We start from the raw sequence: 18,088 nt of genomic DNA on the forward strand, positions 1-18,088 counted from the left end.
GTTCACCGTGTCCGCACCCCGTACCCCCGTCGTGGCCGACCCCGTCGTCGTGGCCGCCGGGACGACGGCGGCCGACGCGGTGGCCGCGGCCGGGCTGCCCGCCGCCGGCCCGAAGGCGGTCGTGGTGGTCCGCGACCCGCAGGGCCAGCTCCGCGACCTGGACTGGGCCCCCGCCGAGGACACCACCGTCGAACCGGTCAGCCTCGACTCGCCGGACGGGCTCAACGTGCTGCGGCACTCCACCGCGCACGTGCTCGCGCAGGCCGTGCAGGACGTCTTCCCCGAGGCCAAGCTGGGCATCGGCCCGCCGATCGAGAACGGCTTCTACTACGACTTCGCCGTCGACAAGCCGTTCCAGCCCGACGACCTGGCCAAGCTGGAAAAGCGGATGCAGGAGATCGTCAAGTCCGGCCAGCGGTTCCGCCGCCGCCGCTTCGGCAGCCTGGACGAGGCGCGGGCCGAGCTGGCCGCCGAGCCGTTCAAGCTCGAACTGATCGAGGTCAAGGGCGAGGGGCTGGACACCAGCGAGGTGATGGAGGTGGGCGGCGGCGAGTTGACCATCTACGACAACCTCGCCGCCGGCGAGGACAAGGTCTGCTGGTCGGACCTGTGCCGGGGCCCGCACCTGCCGAACACCCGGCTGATCGGCGCGTTCAAGCTGATGCGCTCGGCCGCCGCGTACTGGCGGGGGTCGGAGAAGAACCCGCAGCTCCAGCGGGTGTACGGCACCGCCTGGCCGACCCGCGACGAGCTGAAGGCGTACCTGAAGCTGCTGGAGGAGGCCGCCCGGCGCGACCACCGCAAGCTGGGGGTGGACCTCGACCTGTTCAGCTTCCCCGATGAGCTGGGCTCCGGCCTGGCGGTCTTCCACCCCAAGGGCGGCATCATCCGCCGGGAGATGGAGAACTACTCGCGGGTCAAGCACGAGGAGGCCGGCTACTCGTTCGTCAACACCCCGCACATCACCAAGGGCCACCTGTACGAGGTCTCCGGGCACCTCGACTGGTACGCCGACGGGATGTTCCCCCCCATGGAGGTGGAGGGGGCGAACTACTACCTCAAGCCGATGAACTGCCCGATGCACGACCTGATCTTCCGGTCCCGGGGTCGCTCCTACCGGGAGCTGCCGCTGCGGATGTTCGAGTTCGGCACGGTCTACCGCTACGAGAAGTCGGGCGTGGTGCACGGCCTGACCCGGGTCCGGGGCATGACCCAGGACGACGCGCACATCTTCTGCACCGAGGAGCAGATGGCCGGCGAGCTGAAGTCGCTGCTCGCCTTCGTCCTGGAGCTGCTGCGCGACTACGGCCTGGACGACTTCTACCTCGAACTGTCCACCCGTAACCCGGACAAGTCGGTCGGCACCGACGAGAACTGGGAGCGGGCCACCGAGGCGCTGCGCTCGGCCGCCGAGGAGTCCGGCCTGCACCTGGTGCCCGACCCGGGCGGTGCGGCGTTCTACGGGCCGAAGATCTCCGTGCAGGCCAAGGACGCCATCGGCCGGACCTGGCAGATGTCCACCATCCAGGTCGACTTCAACCTGCCTGAGCGGTTCGGCCTGGAGTACCAGGCGGCCGACGGCAGCCGGCAGCGGCCGGTGATGATCCACCGGGCGCTGTTCGGGTCGATCGAGCGGTTCTTCGGGGTCCTCACCGAGCACTACGCCGGGGCGTTCCCGGCCTGGCTAGCCCCGGTGCAGGTGGTCGGCATCCCGATCCGCGAGGACCACACCGAGTACCTGCACGGCTTCGTCGCGGCGCTGCGCGCCAAGGGCATCCGGGCCCAGGTCGACGCCGGTGACGACCGGATGCAGAAGAAGATCCGCACCGCCCAGCAGCAGAAGATCCCGTTCATGGTGATCGCCGGGGACGACGACGTGGCCGCCGGCACCGTCTCGTTCCGCTACCGCGACGGTTCCCAGCGCAACGGGGTGCCGGTCGCCGAGGCGGTCGACCACGTGCTCGACGTGGTCTCCTCGCGGGCCAACGCGGGGCCGTCCGCCGCCGGCTGACCCGGCCCACCCCACCCGCCACCGGCCCCCGTACCGACGGGCCGGTGGCGGTCGTGGTGGGGGATCGTAGGATCGGCGGTGTGACTGGGGCGGAGCGGCACCTCGACGGCGACACGGACCACGGCCCGGCGGACGACGGCCTGGCCGACGGGCTCGACCGGCTCTGGACCCCGCACCGGATGACCTACATCTCGGGGGAGGACCGCCCCGAGGGGGGCTACGAGAAGCCCGCCGGCTGCCCGTTCTGCCTGGCCCCCGGCCTGCCGCCGGAGCGGAGCCTGGTGGTGGCCCGGGGCACGCACGTCTTCGCGGTGCTCAACCTCTACCCGTACAACCCGGGGCACCTGCTGGTCTGCCCCTACCGGCACGTGGCCGACTACACCGAACTCGACCAGGCCGAGACGGTGGAGCTGGCGGCGTTCACCCAGACCGCGATGCGGGTGGTCCGGCAGGTCAGCAGCGCGCACGGGTTCAACCTGGGGATGAACCAGGGCGGGGTGGCCGGCGCCGGCATCGCCGCCCACCTGCACCAGCACGTGGTGCCCCGGTGGGGTGGGGACATCAACTTCATGCCGGTGATCGGCCGGACGAAGGTGCTGCCGCAACTGCTCTCCGACACCCGCGAGCTGCTCGCCCGCGCCTGGCCGTCCTGACCGGCGGCCGGGACGCGCATCCGCCACGGCACGGTCGGGCGCGGGCCGGTCGACCGGGCCGCGTGACGGGTGCGGCGGCCGGTGTGCCGACTCCTAGGATGTGATCATGGCCTTGCTGCACCGGGCGGAGATCCGCCCCACGAAGCTCGAACTCCTGGCCGACTGGCTGCCGGGCCGACGGTGGTATTCGGGGCCGGCCGCCGGCGAGCCGGTCCGGGTGGCCGCCTACCGGTTCGACGACCCCGCCGGTGCCGTCGGCATCGAGACGATCCTGGTACGGGTCGACGCCGGCCCGGTCCACCAGGTCCCGCTGACCTACCGGGACGCGCCGCTGGCCGACGCCGACGAGTGGCTGGTCGGCACCACCCACCACTCGGTGCTCGGCCCCCGCTGGGTCTACGACGGGTGCGGCGACCCGGTCTACGCCGCTGCCCTGGCCGCCGCGATCCTCACCGGAACCGGCCAGGCGCAGGAGTACTTCGAGATCGACGGGGTGCGGGAGATCCGCGAGCCGTCCATGACGGTGGCCACCACCGGCAGCGTCGGGGCCCCTGTCGTCGGCGCGGTACGCCAGGTGGTCGACGGCGACCCGACCCGGCTCGGCACCGACACCGTCGACCTGCTCGTCGCGCGCCGACTGCCCGGTGACGGACCGGTCGGTGGACTGCCCGACGGCGGGCCGGCAGCCGCCACCCTGACCGGCCGCTGGCCGGGGCAGTCGACCCCGGTGCCGCTGGCCTGCGTCAGGCCCCGCTGACCGCCCCGCGGAGTCCCGACACCACGGGTGGGCCGGGCGGGTCGCCGTCGCCCGGAGTCCGCGCCCGGGGGTGTCGCTTGTGGTCGATCGGGCACGATGCGTCAGCTTCGTCTCCCCACGCCTGCGGAAGGTGACACGATGCGGCGATGGCAGTGACGACACAGGTGTTGGGTCGCAGCGGCATCGAGGTCAGCGCCCTCGGCATGGGGTGCTGGGCGATCGGTGGCCCCTGGGCCGAAGGATCCCAGCCGCTGGGCTGGGGCGCGGTCGACGATGAGGAGTCGGTGCGGGCCGTCCGCCGCGCCCTCGACCTCGGCGTGACCCTCTTCGACACCGCCGACACGTACGGCGCCGGGCACGGTGAACGGGTCCTCGGGCGGGCGCTGGCCGGCCGCCGGGACGAGGCGGTGATCGCCACCAAGTGGGGGTACACCTTCGACGAACGGGCCCGGCAGGCCACCGGCGAGGACGCCTCCCCGGCGTACCTGCGGCGGGCGGTCGTCGACTCCCTGCGTCGGCTGGGCACCGACCGGATCGACCTCTACCAGCTGCACCTGGGTGACCTGCCGCTGCCCCGGGTGGAGGCGCTGGTGGGCACCTGCGAGGACCTGGTCGCCGACGGCCTCGTCCGGGCGTACGGCTGGAGCACCGACCGGGCCGACCGGGCCGCCGGCTTCGCCCAGGTGGCTGCGCACGCCACCGCGATCCAGCACAACCTGTCGGTGCTGCGCGACGCGCCGGCGATGCTGGCCACCTGCGACAAGTACGACCTGGCCAGCGTCAACCGGGGACCGCTCGGGATGGGGCTGCTCACCGGCAAGTACACGGCGGGCTCCACCCTGCCCCGCGACGACGTGCGGGGAATGACCCCCGGATGGCTGGAGTGGTTCCGGGGCGGCCGGCCCGCGCCGGAGTGGCTGCGCCGGGTCACCGCCGTCCGTGGCGCGCTGACCGCCGACGGCCGGACCCTGGCCCAGGGCGCGCTGGGCTGGATCTGGGCACGCAGCGGCCGGGCGGTGCCGATCCCCGGCTGCCGAACCGTCGCCCAGGTGGAGGAGAACGCCGCCGCGCTGCGCCTCGGCCCGCTCACGCCGGACCACTTCGCCGAGGTGGAACGGCAGCTCGCCGCGCTGCGCACAGCCGCCCTCCGCGACGCCGACCGCCCCCACTGGCCGCTCCCCCCCATCCCCACCGCCCGCCCCTGACCACCCCACCCGCCCTTCCCCACCCCCACCCCCACCCCACCCCTCCCACCCCGTCGATCATGGAGTTGTGGGGCTCCGCATAACTCGCATATCGGGGCTAAAAACCCACCACAACTCCATGATCGGCGCTGCGGGGTGGGTGGGGGTGGGGGTGGGTGGGGAAGGACGGGTGGGCTAGTGGGGGGTGGAGGGGGCGGCGGCGAGGTGGGCGGGCATCGGGTCGTGGTGGGAGAAGGTGCGGCGGAAGGTGCCGGTGCCGGCGGTCAGGGCGCGCAGCTCCACCGCGTAGCGCAGCAGTTCCAGGGCGGGCACCTCGGCCCGGATCAGGGTGCGGCCCTCGACGTCCGGGTCGGCCTCGGTGCCGAGCACCCGGCCCCGCCGGCCGGACAGGTCGCCCAGCACCGCCCCGACCGAGGAGTCGGCGACCCGGACCACCACCTCGTCCACCGGCTCCAGCAGCGTCGTCCCGCCCCGCCCGGCGGCGTCGCGCAGGGCGAGCGCGGCGGCGGTCTGGAACGCGGCGTCGGACGAGTCGACGCTGTGCGCCTTGCCGTCGACCAGGGTCACCCGCACGTCCACCACCGGGTGGCCGGCGACCAGCCCCTGCGCCAACTGCGCCCGTACGCCCTTCTCCACCGACGGTACGAAGTGGTGCGGCACCGCCCCGCCGACCACCCGGTCGACGAACTCGATCCCGGCACCCCGGGGCAACGGCTCCACCGTGAGGTCGCAGACCGCGTACTGGCCGTGCCCACCGGACTGCTTGACGTGCCGCCCGTGCCCGGTGGCGGCCACCGTGAACGTCTCCCGCAGCGGCACCCGCACCGGCTCGGTGTCCAGCTCCACCCCGCCGGCCCGGAGCCGGTCGAGCACCACGTCGGCGTGCGCCTCGCCCATGCACCACAGCACCAGCTGGTGGGTCTGCGGGTTGCGTTCCAGCCGCAGCGTCGGGTCGCCCACGATCAGCCGGCCCAGGTTGCGGGCGAGGGCGTCCTCGTCGGCGCGGCTGCGGGCCACCACCGCCACCGGGAGCAGCGGCTCCGGCATCTCCCACGGCGCGATCAGCAGCGGCTCGTCGCGCGCCGAGACGGTGTCGCCGGTCTCCGCGCTGCCCGACTTGGTGATCGCACAGATGTCACCCGCGACGCAGGCGTCCACCTCCCGCAGGGCCGCCCCGAGCGGACGGTAGACGTGCCCGATCCGCTCGTCGGCGTCGTGGTCGGGGTGCCCCCGGTCGGCCCTCCCGTGCCCGGACACGTGCACCGTCTGGTCGGGGCGCAGCGTCCCGGAGAAGACCCGGACCAGGCAGACCCGGCCGACGTGCCGGTCGACGGTGGTCCGGACCACCTCGGCGACCAGCGGGCCGTCCGGGTCGCAGTCCAGCGGCGGGCGGGGGGAGCCGTCCAGCCCGGTGACCGCCGGCACCGGCCGTTGCAGCGGCGACGGGAACGCCGACACCAGGCCGTCGAGCAGCACGTCCAGCCCGACGCCGGTGGCCGCGCAGACCGGCACCACCGGGTAGAAGTGTCCCCGGGCGACCGCCTTCTCCAGGTCGGTGACCAGCACCTGAGGGTCGATCTCCGCACCGTCGAGGTAGCGGTCCATCAGGGTCTCGTCCTCGCTCTCGGCGATGATCCCCTCGATCAGCTCGCCCCGGGACTCGGTGATCGCCGGCAGGTGCTGCGGGTCCGGGTCGCGCACGGTGGCGGGCAGCCCGGCCGAGTAGTCGTGCACCCGCCGGGTGACCAGCGCCAGCAGACCGGCCACCGACTCGCCGTCGTCACCGAGCATCGGCAGGTGCAGCGGGAGCACGTTGTCCCCGAAGACCCGCTGGCACAGCGCCACCGCCTCGTCGAAGTCGGCACGCGGATGGTCCAGCCGGGCGACCGCCACCGCACGCGGCAGGTCGACCGCGGCGCACTCCTCCCACAGGGCGGCCGTGGCGGCGTCCATCCCGTCGACGGCGGACACCACGAACAGTGCCGCGTCGGCGGCCCGCAGACCGGCCCGCAGCTCGCCGACGAAGTCGCCGTACCCGGGGGTGTCCAGCAGGTTCACCGTCACCCCGGCGTGCACCAGCGGCGCGCAGGACAGGGCGACGGAACGCTGTTGGCGTACCGCGGCGGGGTCGTGGTCGCCGACGGTGGTGCCGGCGGCGACGCTGCCGGCCCGGTCGATCGTGCCGCTGGCTGCGAGCAGCGCCTCGACCAGGGTCGTCTTGCCGGCCCCCGAGTGCCCGACCAGCACCACGTTGCGTACGGTGCCGGGGTCGGTCACCGCCGGCACGCCGGTGGCAGCCCTGTCGTGGTTCCTCTGCGCCATCGCGGCGCACCTCCCTCAGCCGGTGGTGGATGGCGACCGCCGCGCGCGACGGGAAGCGGGGCCCGGTGCGGGTGCCGCGGCGCTATCCTCCGGTGACCCGCCGGCCGGACGACGGTCAACGGCCGCGACGGTGAGCTGGCTCACCTTCCACCCCGATCTCACACCCGGCGGGGGGCCGGCACAAGCCTCCCGGGCGGGTCGGGCGACCGGCCGTACCGCGCGGGACTGCCGGCCGTTATCGTGGGACCGCCATGGCGAAGATCTTCCAAGTGACGGCCCGCGCGGGCATGACCCGCGTCGTGGAGCCGGTCGCGCGCGGCCTGCTCCGCGCCGGTGTGTCCCCCAACGCGGTCACCGTGGCCGGCACCGTCGGCGTGCTCGTCGGCGCGCTCGGCTTCGGCGCCCGTGGCCACCTCGTCGCCGGAGCGTTGATCGTGACGTTCTTCGCGCTGACCGACATGCTCGACGGGACGATGGCCCGGATGAGCGGCGGATCGACCCGGTTCGGCGCGTTCCTCGACTCGTCGATGGACCGGGTCTCCGACAGTGCGGTGTTCGGCGCGGTCGCCTACTGGCTGGCCACCGAGGGCAACCACTCCGGGGTGGCCGCCGCGCTGCTCTGCCTGGCCGCCGGGGGACTGGTCTCCTACGTCAAGGCGCGCGCCGAGGGGTTGGGCATGAGCGCGAACGTGGGCGTCGCGGAACGCACCGAGCGGCTGCTGATCGTCGGGGTCGGTGGGCTGCTCACCGGCCTCGGGGTCGGCCCGGCCCTGGAGATCTCGCTCTGGCTGCTCGCCGCCGTGTCGATCTTCACGGTCGGCCAGCGGGTGGCCCACGTGTACCGGCAGGCGCAACTGGTCGGCCGCGAGTGAACCTCACCGAGCTCGGCTACGTCGCCGGCTGGCGGCTGGCCCGCGCGCTGCCCCGGCCCGTGGTCGCCGCCGCCTTCCGGGCCGGTGCCGACCACGCCCACCGGGGCCGCGGCAAGGGCGCCACCCGGCTGCGCGCCAACCTGCGCCGGGTGGTCGGCCCGGACCTGCCCGAGCCGGAGCTGGACGCGCTGGTCAGGCAGGGGCTGCGGTCGTACGCCAGGTACTGGATGGAGGCGTTCCGGCTGCCTTCGCTCAGCCGCCGGCAGATCCTCGACGGGTTCCACCTCGGGGGCTCGGACATGCTCGCCGCCGACGTGGCGGCCGGCCGGGGCGCGGTGGTGGCGTTGCCGCACGCGGGCAACTGGGACGCTGCCGGCGCCTGGGTCGCGGCCACCGGCTGGCCGATCACCACGGTTGCCGAACGACTCAAGCCGGAGGGCGTCTACCAGCGGTTCCTCGCCTTCCGGCAGACGCTCGGCATGGAGATCCTGCCCACCCACGGCGGTGCCCGGCCGGCCTTCGACGTGCTGGTGGACCGGCTGCACAGCGGCGCGGTGGTGCCGCTGCTGGCCGACCGGGACCTGTCCGCCCGGGGCATCGAGGTGGACTTCTTCGGCGCGCGGACCAAGATGCCGGCCGGGCCCGCCCTGCTGGCCATCCGCACCGGCGCCCCGCTCTACGTTGCGTCGCTGTGGTACGAACCGGAGATGCCGCGCGCGCAGTTGGAGGGCCCGCTGCCGGTGCCCGAACCGGACAGCGCACCCCTGGACGAGCGGGTCCGGGTGCTGACCCAGCGGATTGCCGACCGTCTGGCGGCGGGCATCGCCCGTCATCCGCAAGACTGGCACATGTTGCAGCGGATGTGGCTGGACCAGCGGGGCTCCACCGACGGCGGGTCCACCGCGCCGCCGCCCCCGGCCAGCGCCGGATCGGTCTGAGGGAGGGGGCGCCAGTGCGGATCGGCATCGTGTGCCCGTACTCCTTCGACGTCCCGGGCGGGGTGCAGAACCACGTCATGGACCTGGCCGAGGCGTTGCTCGGGCTGGGGCACGAGGTGAGCGTCCTGGCCCCCGCCGACGAGGAGTCGACGCTGCCGCCGTACGTGGTCTCCGCCGGCCGGGCGGTGCCGCTGCCGTACAACGGTTCGGTGGCCCGGATCGCGTTCGGGCCGGTCTCCACCGCCCGGGTGCGGCGCTGGCTCACCCGGGGCGACTTCGACGTGCTGCACGTGCACGAACCGCTCACCCCGAGCCTGTCGATGCTGGCGGTGCTCTCCGCCCGGGGGCCGGTGGTGGCCACCTTCCACACCGCGATGACCCGCTCCCGGGTGCTCGCCGCCGCCCAGGGGGTGCTCCAGATCCTGCTGGAGCGGATCACCGCCCGGATCGCGGTCAGCGCGCTGGCCCGCAAGGTGCAGGTCGAGCACATGGACGGCGGGGCGGTGGAGATCCCCAACGGGGTGGCGGTGGCGAAGTTCGCCGGCGTCGAGCCGTTGCCCGGCTGGCCGGGGGAGTGCGCCACCGGCAGCGGCGGGACGCTGGGTTTCCTCGGCCGGTTCACCGAGGCCCGCAAGGGCTTCCCGATCCTGCGGGACGCCTTCGTCGCGCTGGCCCCGCACCGGCCGGGACTGCGCCTGCTGGTGGCCGGGCCCGGCGATCCGGACGACCTGTTCGGGCGGTTCCCGGCCGAACTGCGTGACCGGGTGACGTTCCTCGGCCTGGTCTCCGAGGTCGACAAGGCCCGGATGCTGCGCAGCGTCGACCTCTACGTCGCCCCGAACACCGGCGGCGAGTCGTTCGGCATGATCCTCACCGAGGCGCTCGCGGCCGGCGCCACCGTGGTCGCCAGCGACCTGGACGCGTTCCGTCGGGTGCTCGACGGCGGGCGGGCCGGCCGGCTCTTCCCGACCGGCGACCCGGTCGGCCTGCGTGCCGCCCTGGCGGAACTGCTCGACGACCCGGCGCAGCGGGCGGCGTTGACCGCCTGCGGCGACCAGGTGGTCGCCCACTTCGACTGGCCGGTGGTGGCCCGCCGGGTGGTGGAGGTCTACGCGGCGGCCATCGAGGCCACCGACGGGCGGGTCATCGACCAGGAGTGGGCGGGGCTGGGTGGTCCCGGGTGAGCACCACGCTGCCGCAGCTGTGGGCGGTGCTGGGCACCGCGGTCGTGGCCGCCCTGCTCGTGGTCTACCTGGTCTGGACGGCCGGCCGGGTCGAGCGGCTGCAGACCCGGGCGGAGTCGGCGGCACGGGCCCTCGACGCGCACCTGCTGCGCCGGGCCGCCGCCGCCGCAGTGCTGGCCGAGAAGCGCTACGGCGTCGAGTTGTACGCGGCGGCCCGGATCGCCCTGGACGCCGTCCCCGAGGAGCGGGAGGCGGCCGAGAACGACCTCACCCGGCAACTGCGGGCGGTCCGGCTCGACCCGGCCGATCCGGCGTGCGAGGCGGTGATCGCGGCGAGCCGGCGGCTGGCCCTGTCCCGGCAGGTGCACACGGACCTGGTCCGGGACGCCCGTAGCGCGCGTAGCCGACCGCTGGTGCGGGTGTGCCGGATGGGCCGTCGCCATCCGTGGCCGCGCTACTTCGACATCGACGACCCCACCCTGGCCCTGCCCGCCGACGTCCCCACGGGCTGACCCCACGGCGTGCCGGCCGGGCCGCCGGGGGCGCTGCGCGGACGTGGTGACGCGGGCCACAGGGCAGGCCACCGTGGGGCCGATTGGCTGTCGGAACGGCGTCGCCACGGTCGTAGCATCAGCCGGAACCCACCCCCCAGCACGTCCGAGGAGTGATGAGCCGTGCCCGAAACGACCTCCCCGAACGCCGGTGACGCCCAGGTCTGGGGCACCGCCCGCGTCAAGCGGGGCATGGCCGAGATGCTCAAGGGTGGCGTGATCATGGACGTGGTCACCGCCGAGCAGGCCAAGATCGCCGAGGACGCCGGCGCGGTGGCCGTGATGGCGCTGGAGCGGGTGCCGGCCGACATCCGGGCCCAGGGCGGCGTGTCCCGGATGAGCGACCCGGACATGATCGACGGCATCATCCAGGCCGTCTCCATCCCGGTGATGGCCAAGGCCCGGATCGGCCACTTCGTCGAGGCACAGATCCTCCAGTCGCTCGGCGTCGACTACGTCGACGAGTCCGAGGTGCTGACCCCGGCCGACTACGCCAACCACATCGACAAGTGGGCGTTCACCGTCCCGTTCGTGTGCGGCGCGACCAACCTGGGCGAGGCGCTGCGCCGGATCACCGAGGGTGCGGCCATGATCCGCTCCAAGGGTGAGGCGGGCACCGGGGACGTCTCCAACGCCACCATGCACATGCGGAGGATCCGGCAGGAGATCGCCCGGCTCAGCTCCCTGCCGGCCGACGAGTTGTTCGTCGCCGCCAAGGAGTTGCAGGCCCCGTACGAGCTGGTCCGGGAGGTCGCCGAGACGGGCAAGCTGCCGGTGGTGCTGTTCACCGCCGGGGGCATCGCCACCCCGGCCGACGCCGCGATGATGATGCAGCTCGGCGCGGAGGGCGTCTTCGTCGGCTCCGGCATCTTCAAGTCGGGCAACCCGGCCGAGCGGGCCGCGGCGATCGTCAAGGCCACCACCTTCCACGACGACCCGGACGTGCTGGCCAAGGTGTCCCGAGGACTGGGCGAGGCGATGGTCGGCATCAACGTCGACGAGATCCCGCAGCCGCACCGTCTCGCCGAGCGCGGCTGGTGACCCGGGGGCCACGACGTCGGGAGGGGCAGCCGTGCGCGGACCGGTGATCGGGGTGCTGGCGTTGCAGGGGGACGTCCGTGAGCACCTCACCGCTCTGGCCGGGGTCGGTGTCCACGCCCGCCCGGTGCGCCGGCCGGCCGAGCTGGACGCGGTCGACGGGCTGGTCCTTCCCGGCGGGGAGTCCACCACGATGAGCAAGCTGGTGGACATCTTCGGCCTGCGCGAGCCGGTCGACAAGCGGATCGCCGCCGGGATGCCGGTCTACGGCTCCTGCGCCGGCATGATCATGCTGGCCGCCGAGGTGCTGGACGGCCGCCCCGACCAGCGGGGTTTCGCCGGCATCGGGATGACCGTGCGACGCAACGCGTTCGGTCGCCAGGTGGACTCGTTCGAGGCCCCGGTGCGCATCGCCGGGGTCGACGGGCCCGCGTTCCACGCCGTCTTCATCCGGGCCCCCTGGGTCGAGCGGGTCGACCCCGGCGTCGAGGTGCTGGGTCGGGTCACCGGTGGCCCGGCCGTCGACCGGGTGGTCGCCGTCCGCCAGGGCAATCTGCTGGCCACCTCGTTCCACCCGGAGCTGACCGGCGACCTGCGCCTGCACCGCTACTTCGCCGACCTGGTCGCCGCCGCCCGCTGAGCCGGCCCGACCCGGGAACGAAAGCGGTCATTCGTGGCGATTTGCCGGGGGTCGGTGGTGGTGGCGCGCCGGGTGTGACGGCGGGGTCGGTGCTCTCGGTAGGATTGCCGCGGTTCGGCGCGGGCACTGCCCGTCGCAGCCCTCCAACGCGGCCGGTGCTGGCCCGGAGTCGGCGCGGCCAGCCGACGCGAGGCGTGAGTCAACAGACGGAGGTACGAGATGTCCGGCCACTCTAAATGGGCGACCACCAAGCACAAGAAGGCCGTCATCGACGCCAAGCGCGGCAAGATGTTCGCCAAGCTGATCAAGAACGTCGAGGTGGCGGCCCGCACCGGCGGCGGTGACCCGGCCGGCAACCCGACCCTCTTCGACGCCATCCAGAAGGCCAAGAAGAGTTCGGTGCCGAACGACAACATCGACCGCGCGGTCAAGCGCGGCTCCGGCCTGGAGGCCGGCGGCGCCGACTGGCAGACCATCATGTACGAGGGGTACGGCCCGAACGGCGTGGCCATGCTGATCGAGTGCCTGACCGACAACCGCAACCGGGCCGCCACCGAGGTCCGTACCGCGCTGACCCGCAACGGCGGCTCGCTCGCCGACGCCGGCTCGGTGTCGTACATGTTCTCCCGCAAGGGCGTGGTGATCGTCCCCAAGGCCGACACCACCGAGGACGACGTGATGATGGCGGTCCTCGACGCCGGCGCCGAGGAGGTCAACGACCTCGGTGAGGCGTACGAGGTGGTCTCCGAGCCGACCGACCTGATCGCGGTCCGCACCGCCCTGCAGGAGTCCGGGATCGAGTACGAGTCGGCCGAGTCCTCGCTGATCCCCAGCGTCAACGTGCCGCTCGACGAGGACGGCGCACGCAAGATCTTCAAGCTGATCGACGTGCTGGAGGACTGCGACGACGTGCAGAACGTCTACGCCAACTTCGACGTCTCGGACGACGTGATGGCCGCGGTGGACGCCTGACGGTCGGGCCGGCACGCCGGTTCCCGCCGGGCGACGTGGTCGTCCGGCGGGAGATCCTGCGTGGTGAGGTCTGGTTCGGCTGCCCCACCATCTGCCTGGCGGACACCGACGACCCGTTGGCGCTCTACCTGCCGTCGGTGCCGCCGGGCTGGGCCGCCGTGCCGGGGCCAGCTCCGCAGCCCCACGTCGCCCTCGTCGATGCGGCTGACCTGACCCGCCCCGTGCAGCCCGGCTCCCGGACCGCACGACGGGCCGGCGTGGGTACGCCGGGCCCGTCGGGTGCGGGTCGGCTCAGCGCGCCTGGCGGCGCGTCTTCACGGCGCTGTCGATCAGCCCCCAGACCACCACCCCGGCCGCGCTCAGCGCGATGACGACTCCGAGGGTGTCCCGGTTGTCCTGGTCGGCGAGCCAGCTCAGCCGGTCGGCCAGGGCGGGGTTGAGCAGCCGGTCGCTCAGCGCCAGCCACGCCACCGGCAGCGCGAAGGCCACGTCGAGCAGGCCCTTGACCCCGAACAGTGGCCAGGTCCAGCGTCCGATCCGGTACTTGACGATCTCGAACACCACGCTGGCGGCCAGCACCACGATCAGCGCCGGCAGCCAGAACGCCCACAGCGCCGGGGCGAGGAGCGGGATGTTGCCGCCGTCGGTGTCGCGCACCCACGACTGGAAGTGCTGCAGGGGCAGGTACCCGATGGCCAGCGCCAGCATGGCCACCGTGGCGACGGTCTCGGCGAGGGAGACGTCCCGGTGGGTGGGGACGTCGGGGAGTTGGTCGACGGTCCAGCCGGGCATGGCGGTGCCCGGTTGGGCGCGTTCGATGACGGCGAACGTGAGGGTGAGCCAGAAGGCGATCTGGACGCCCACCTGCATGGCGGCGACGATGCCCGGACCGATGGCGCCGAATCCGTTGCCCTGCGCCACCTTGACGATCACGACGACCGTGCCGACGATCGCCGGGATGAAACTGAGCAGCAGTTTGAGCAGCCGGAGCCAGACGAGGTAGTAGGCCGGGCCGATGAGCTGGAGCCGGCGGTCGGCGTACCGGGAGGCCAACAGGTCCGGATCGCCCAGCTCGGTGAGCACCTCCCGCTCGGCGGCGGCGGTGTGCTGGCCGCCGCCGCTCCGGTCCTCGATCATGTCCTCGATCGAGGCGCGCAACTCGGTGGCGATCTCGTCGCGACGCTCGACGGGCACCGAGCGGAGCGTCGCCGCGAGGTAGCGGTCGGTCAGGGTGTTCATCGGTCGGCTCCTTCGATCAGCCCGGTCACGGAGGTCTGTACGGCGGCGAGGTCGTCGAGCAGCCGGGTCAGCACCGTCTCGCCGTCGGCGCTGGTCCGGTAGAACTTGCGTGGCCGGCTTTCCTCGGTGTTCCACTCGCTGGTCAGCAGCCCCTGTTCCTCCAGCCGCCGCAGCAGCGGATAGAGGGTGTTGGCGTCGACCGGGAAGCCGTGCCCGGCCAGACGTTGCAGCAGTGCGTAGCCGTAGTCGGGCGTGCGCAGGGCCAGCAGGCTGGCGACCACCACCGTGCCGCGGCGCAGCTCCTGGAGATGGGTCCGCAGAACCTCTTCGTTGACCATACGTCACACCATACTGTGTGGCACACACTAATGTCCATCGGCGCAGCAATGTAGGAGTCGGCACCATGCGAGCCGGGGCGTCGGGGAAACCCCGACGCCCCGGCTCCGACCGGCTGGTCAGCAGGGATGGCCCTGCCGGAAGGCCCGCTCGACGTGGTCCGCCAGCCCGACCTGGAAGTAGCCGACTCCCGGTCGGATCGGGTGCCCGGTGAACAACTCGACCCGGTTGCCGAACCGCACCAGGTACGCCGTGTCGTCCCCGGCGTCGTTGTGGATGAACTCGCCCCGGGAGCCGTAGATCCGCGCCACCTCGGCGAAGGACATGCCCACGCTCGCCCCGGCCGGCGAGCGGGGCGGGGCGGTGGCGGTACCCATCTCGACCAGCCGTCCGTTGCGGAAGGCCACCATGATCTTCCCGGCCCACTCGCCGGTGACGCCGGCCGTGACCACGCCCTCGCAGTCGACGACCGTCCAGTCGATCAGTCCGGCCGCGGTGAGCCGGGTCAGTGACGCGCCGATCCGGAACGGCCCCGCCCCCCGGACGCTGAGCAGGTCGGTGCCGCCGGTGGGACGCCCGGGGAGGCCGCCCGACCGCAGCTCGGCGGCGACCCCCGACGCGCGGTCCACCGTGGAACCCGACGCGACGTCGGGATGCGCCCCGGCCGGTACCGCCGGCGCGACGACGGCCAGGGCCAGCACGCCGGTGAGCAGGATGGTGCGGAGACGATGCATGACAACTCCTTCGCAGGTACGGGTCTGTCGTTCTGTTGGTCTCCGCCGGGCCGGAATCCGTTCGTCGGCTTTCCGACCGCCTCCGGCGCACACCGGCACCCGCCGACGCCGGATACCGTGCGGTGGGGGTGGAACGATGGGCATTCCGGCGTGGATCGGGCCCTACCGGGTGCAACGGCTGCTCGGTGCGGGCTCCTTCGCGACCGTCTGGCTCGGTCACGACCCCGCTCTCGACTCCCGGGTGGCGATCAAGGTGCTGGCCGAGAACTGGAGTCACGACCTGCGGGTCCGCGAACGCTTCCGGGACGAGGCCCGGCTGCTGCGGCGGCTCGACCACCCCCGGCTGGTACGGGTGCACGCGGTCGGCGAACTACCCGACGGTCGGCCGTACGCGGTGCTGGCCCTGGCTGACGGTGGAAGCCTGCGGGACCGGCTGGCCGCCGGGACGCCCCCGGTGCCGCCGGCCCTGGATCTGCTCGACGAGATCGCCGCCGGGGTCGCCGTGCTGCACCGGGAGCGGGTGGTGCACCGCGACCTCACCCCGGGCAACGTGCTGTTCACCTCGACCGCCGACGGGGAACGGGTGGTCATCGCCGACCTCGGATTGGCCAAGGCGCTCGCCGCCGCCTCCGGGCTGACCGCCCGCGCCGGCACGCCCGGCTACATGGCGCCCGAACAGGACGATCCGCTGGCCGTGGTGGACACCCGCAGCGACGTGTTCGGGCTGGGTCGGCTCGGCCTGCGGTTGCTCGGCGGCCCCGGCCCCCGGCCGCACCTGGACGGGGTGCCCGCGCCGGTGGTGGCGGTGCTGCGCCGGGCCACCGCCCCCCGCCCCGCCGACCGCTACCCCGACGCGGACGCCTTCCGGGCGGCGTTGCGCCGGGCCGCCGGTCCACCCGACGACCCCGCCACCCGGCGACCGGGGAGGGCGTTCCCGGCGGGGGAGGGGCGGCCGGTCAGCCGGGCCGGGTCGGCTGCCGGTCGCCGGGTGGCGCGCCGGCTCGGCCTGGCCGGGGCCCTGATCCTGGTCGCGGTGGGTGCCACCGGCGGTGACGCCACCCGACCCACGGCCGACGGCCGGTGGGGCCGCAGCGGGCCGGTGAGCGTGCTCCTGCCGGCCGGCTGGCGGGCCGCCGGGACGGGCTGGGCCGGCCGGTACGACGCGCGGGGGCGGCTCGAACCGGCGCTTGTCGTCTCGCCCGACCCGGGCCGGTGGGCGACCGACCCGACCATGCCCGGTGCCTTCGTCGGTCTCTCCGCGACCCTGGGCCGCTGGTCCACCCCGGCGGACTTCGTCGCGCAGCGTCCGCACGCCGACTGCGTGGCCGCCCCGGTACGGCGGGTCCGCCGGGGCGCGACGGTCTGGGTGGTCGCCCGGTTCACCTGCCCGGCGGGTCGGCCGGTACTGGTCGAGGCTGCCGCCCGTGCCGGCCGGGCCGGGTTGCTCTACGCGCAGGTCGTCCCGCCGCCGGGCAGCGGGCCGGACGTCGTCGACGCACTGCTGGCCGGGGTGCGCGTCCGTCCCGGCTAGACGACCACCACTGTGACCAGGTACGTCGTCCCCTCGTACGGGATGGTCACCCCGATCGTGCCGGCGCGCAGGAAGCGGAGGTCGACCACGCCGGCCTCGTAGTTCTGGTCGACCAGGTCCTCCCGGTCCACCGTGACCTCGCCGGGTCCGATCCCCTGGAGCCGGAGCACCCCGCCGACTCCCAGGCACAGCGAGGTCAGCAGCGCCAGCTCGGTGTCGGCGAGGACCAGGTCGTAGCGGACCGGGCCCAGGCAGGCGCTCGGCCGGGGGCTCGCCGACGGTGGCCGGGTGCCCGGGGTCCGGTCGGGGGTGGACGGTGCCGCTGTGGACCGCGTCGGCAGCGCCGCCACGCTGCGTGGGGTCGGGCCGGTGGGGGTCGGGGCCACGGTGGCCGGGGGTGCGGTCGTCGGGATCGCCGGGGTGGGCGTCGGTGCCCGGACCGGGAGCGGGGCGACCGGGGCCGCGCAGCCGGTCACCGGTACGAGCAGCAGCACGGCGGCCAGCCACCGGCCGGTCCGCTCAGCCACCGGTCAACCGTTCCCGGACCTGGCGGCGGGCCTGGTGGACGCGGGACTTCACGGTGCCCTCCGGCGTATCGAGCAGGGTGGCGATCTCGGAGTAGGGCAGGCCGAGCAGGTCGCGCAGGGTCAGCGCCTCGGCCGCCTCGGGGCGGACCGTGTCCAACGCGTCGAGCAGGTCGAGCCGGGTACCGGCGACCACGCTGGTGCGTCGGGGGTCCGGCGGGTCGGGCAGCGGCACCCCGCCGGCCTCGACCTGCCAGCGCCGGCGCAGCGCCCGGTAGGTCGACCGGGCCCGGTTGGCGGTGAGCCGGTACAGCCAGGTGTGGAACGACGAGCGGCCCTCGAAGCGTCCGATGCCCCGGGCCACCGCGAGCAGGGCGTCCTGGCAGGCCTCCTCGGCGTCCTCCCGGTGGGGCAGCAGCCGGCCGCACAGCCGCAGGACCTCGGGGCGTACCGCCGTCAGCAGCGCGTCGAGGGCACCCGGCTCACCCCGGGCGGCGGCGTGGGCCAGGTCGTCGATGTCGTCCGCGAGGAGCATGGCCGTCCCCCGACCGAGGTGGTGTGGTGTGCCGTCGAGGCTATGC

Annotated in this window: 18 protein-coding genes; 12 read left to right on the plus strand and 6 right to left on the minus strand. The window is 73.9% G+C overall.

All coding sequences use genetic code 11. The features are described 5' to 3' along the window. Nucleotides 1-7 precede the first annotated feature (7 nt). From thrS to ACN261_RS19500, 4 genes are all read left to right on the plus strand, one after another. The gene (gene thrS, locus ACN261_RS19485) at nucleotides 8-2,011 is read left to right on the plus strand and encodes a threonine--tRNA ligase (RefSeq protein WP_421486743.1); all 2,004 of its coding nucleotides are present in this window, start codon (nucleotides 8-10) and stop codon (nucleotides 2,009-2,011) included. 80 nt (nucleotides 2,012-2,091) lie between these two features. Next, on the plus strand, nucleotides 2,092-2,664 hold the full coding sequence (locus tag ACN261_RS19490; protein ID WP_421486744.1) for an HIT family protein: 573 nt from the start codon (nucleotides 2,092-2,094) through the stop codon (nucleotides 2,662-2,664). A 106-nt stretch (nucleotides 2,665-2,770) separates the two neighbouring features. Next, nucleotides 2,771-3,421: a CG0192-related protein gene (locus tag ACN261_RS19495; protein WP_425851447.1), complete on the plus strand. Its 651-nt coding sequence runs from the start codon at nucleotides 2,771-2,773 to the stop codon at nucleotides 3,419-3,421. 146 nt (nucleotides 3,422-3,567) lie between these two features. Next, a complete protein-coding gene (locus tag ACN261_RS19500; protein ID WP_425851449.1) occupies nucleotides 3,568-4,626 on the plus strand; it encodes an aldo/keto reductase in 1,059 nt (352 codons plus the stop codon). A gap of 174 nt (nucleotides 4,627-4,800) precedes the next feature. Here the strand turns inward: ACN261_RS19500 and ACN261_RS19505 are convergent, their stop codons facing one another. Further along, a complete protein-coding gene (locus ACN261_RS19505) occupies nucleotides 4,801-6,948 on the minus strand; it encodes an elongation factor G-like protein EF-G2 (RefSeq protein ID WP_425851451.1) in 2,148 nt (715 codons plus the stop codon). Between the two features lie 251 nt (nucleotides 6,949-7,199). Here ACN261_RS19505 and pgsA point away from each other — a divergent pair, with 251 nt between their 5' ends. From pgsA to ACN261_RS19540, 7 genes are all read left to right on the plus strand, one after another. Further along, nucleotides 7,200-7,820 (plus strand): phosphatidylinositol phosphate synthase, encoded by a 621-nt coding sequence (pgsA, locus tag ACN261_RS19510; protein ID WP_421486748.1) that lies wholly within the window; start codon nucleotides 7,200-7,202, stop codon nucleotides 7,818-7,820. Beyond that, entirely contained in the window at nucleotides 7,817-8,758 is a 942-nt protein-coding gene (locus ACN261_RS19515) for a phosphatidylinositol mannoside acyltransferase (RefSeq protein ID WP_421486749.1), read from the plus strand. The genes pgsA and ACN261_RS19515 overlap by 4 nt, the downstream gene beginning before the upstream one ends. Before the next feature lie 14 nt (nucleotides 8,759-8,772). Then, on the plus strand, nucleotides 8,773-9,942 hold the full coding sequence (locus ACN261_RS19520) for a glycosyltransferase family 4 protein (RefSeq protein ID WP_421486750.1): 1,170 nt from the start codon (nucleotides 8,773-8,775) through the stop codon (nucleotides 9,940-9,942). 8 nt (nucleotides 9,943-9,950) lie between these two features. Further along, the gene (locus ACN261_RS19525; RefSeq protein WP_421487059.1) at nucleotides 9,951-10,454 is read left to right on the plus strand and encodes a hypothetical protein; all 504 of its coding nucleotides are present in this window, start codon (nucleotides 9,951-9,953) and stop codon (nucleotides 10,452-10,454) included. 162 nt (nucleotides 10,455-10,616) lie between these two features. Continuing rightward, on the plus strand, nucleotides 10,617-11,534 hold the full coding sequence (pdxS, locus tag ACN261_RS19530; RefSeq protein WP_421486751.1) for a pyridoxal 5'-phosphate synthase lyase subunit PdxS: 918 nt from the start codon (nucleotides 10,617-10,619) through the stop codon (nucleotides 11,532-11,534). A gap of 31 nt (nucleotides 11,535-11,565) precedes the next feature. Further along, nucleotides 11,566-12,171, plus strand: coding sequence for a pyridoxal 5'-phosphate synthase glutaminase subunit PdxT (pdxT, locus tag ACN261_RS19535; RefSeq protein ID WP_421486752.1), 606 nt, complete (start codon nucleotides 11,566-11,568; stop codon nucleotides 12,169-12,171). 219 nt (nucleotides 12,172-12,390) lie between these two features. Next, complete coding sequence (locus ACN261_RS19540; RefSeq protein ID WP_204961337.1) at nucleotides 12,391-13,143, plus strand: YebC/PmpR family DNA-binding transcriptional regulator; 753 nt, start codon at nucleotides 12,391-12,393, stop codon at nucleotides 13,141-13,143. A gap of 291 nt (nucleotides 13,144-13,434) precedes the next feature. Here ACN261_RS19540 and ACN261_RS19545 read toward each other — a convergent pair whose 3' ends face one another. From ACN261_RS19545 to ACN261_RS19555, 3 genes are all read right to left on the minus strand, one after another. Then, nucleotides 13,435-14,382 carry a permease prefix domain 1-containing protein gene (locus tag ACN261_RS19545; protein WP_421486754.1) on the minus strand — a complete coding sequence of 316 codons (948 nt, stop codon included), beginning with the start codon at nucleotides 14,380-14,382 and terminating at the stop codon, nucleotides 13,435-13,437. Next, nucleotides 14,379-14,720 (minus strand): PadR family transcriptional regulator, encoded by a 342-nt coding sequence (locus ACN261_RS19550; protein WP_425851455.1) that lies wholly within the window; start codon nucleotides 14,718-14,720, stop codon nucleotides 14,379-14,381. Before ACN261_RS19550 ends, ACN261_RS19545 begins: the two co-directional genes overlap by 4 nt. A gap of 117 nt (nucleotides 14,721-14,837) precedes the next feature. Then, the gene (locus ACN261_RS19555; RefSeq protein ID WP_421486756.1) at nucleotides 14,838-15,452 is read right to left on the minus strand and encodes a hypothetical protein; all 615 of its coding nucleotides are present in this window, start codon (nucleotides 15,450-15,452) and stop codon (nucleotides 14,838-14,840) included. A 136-nt stretch (nucleotides 15,453-15,588) separates the two neighbouring features. On the opposite strand from ACN261_RS19555, the gene ACN261_RS19560 reads away from it, so the two are divergent. Continuing rightward, nucleotides 15,589-16,983, plus strand: a complete 1,395-nt coding sequence (locus ACN261_RS19560; protein ID WP_425851458.1) for a protein kinase domain-containing protein — start codon at nucleotides 15,589-15,591, stop codon at nucleotides 16,981-16,983. On the opposite strand, the gene ACN261_RS19565 is transcribed toward ACN261_RS19560, so the two are convergent. Together ACN261_RS19565 and ACN261_RS19570 are read right to left on the minus strand one after the other, a co-directional pair. Next, the gene (locus tag ACN261_RS19565; RefSeq protein ID WP_421486758.1) at nucleotides 16,980-17,510 is read right to left on the minus strand and encodes a hypothetical protein; all 531 of its coding nucleotides are present in this window, start codon (nucleotides 17,508-17,510) and stop codon (nucleotides 16,980-16,982) included. The two genes, ACN261_RS19560 and ACN261_RS19565, sit on opposite strands and share 4 nt — an antisense overlap. Then, nucleotides 17,503-18,042 (minus strand): RNA polymerase sigma factor, encoded by a 540-nt coding sequence (locus ACN261_RS19570; RefSeq protein ID WP_421486759.1) that lies wholly within the window; start codon nucleotides 18,040-18,042, stop codon nucleotides 17,503-17,505. Before ACN261_RS19570 ends, ACN261_RS19565 begins: the two co-directional genes overlap by 8 nt. Nucleotides 18,043-18,088 lie beyond the last annotated feature (46 nt).

Origin of the sequence: Micromonospora sp. WMMD723 (assembly GCF_049863385.1) — a bacterium.
Classification (GTDB): Bacteria; Actinomycetota; Actinomycetes; order Mycobacteriales; family Micromonosporaceae; genus Micromonospora; species Micromonospora wenchangensis.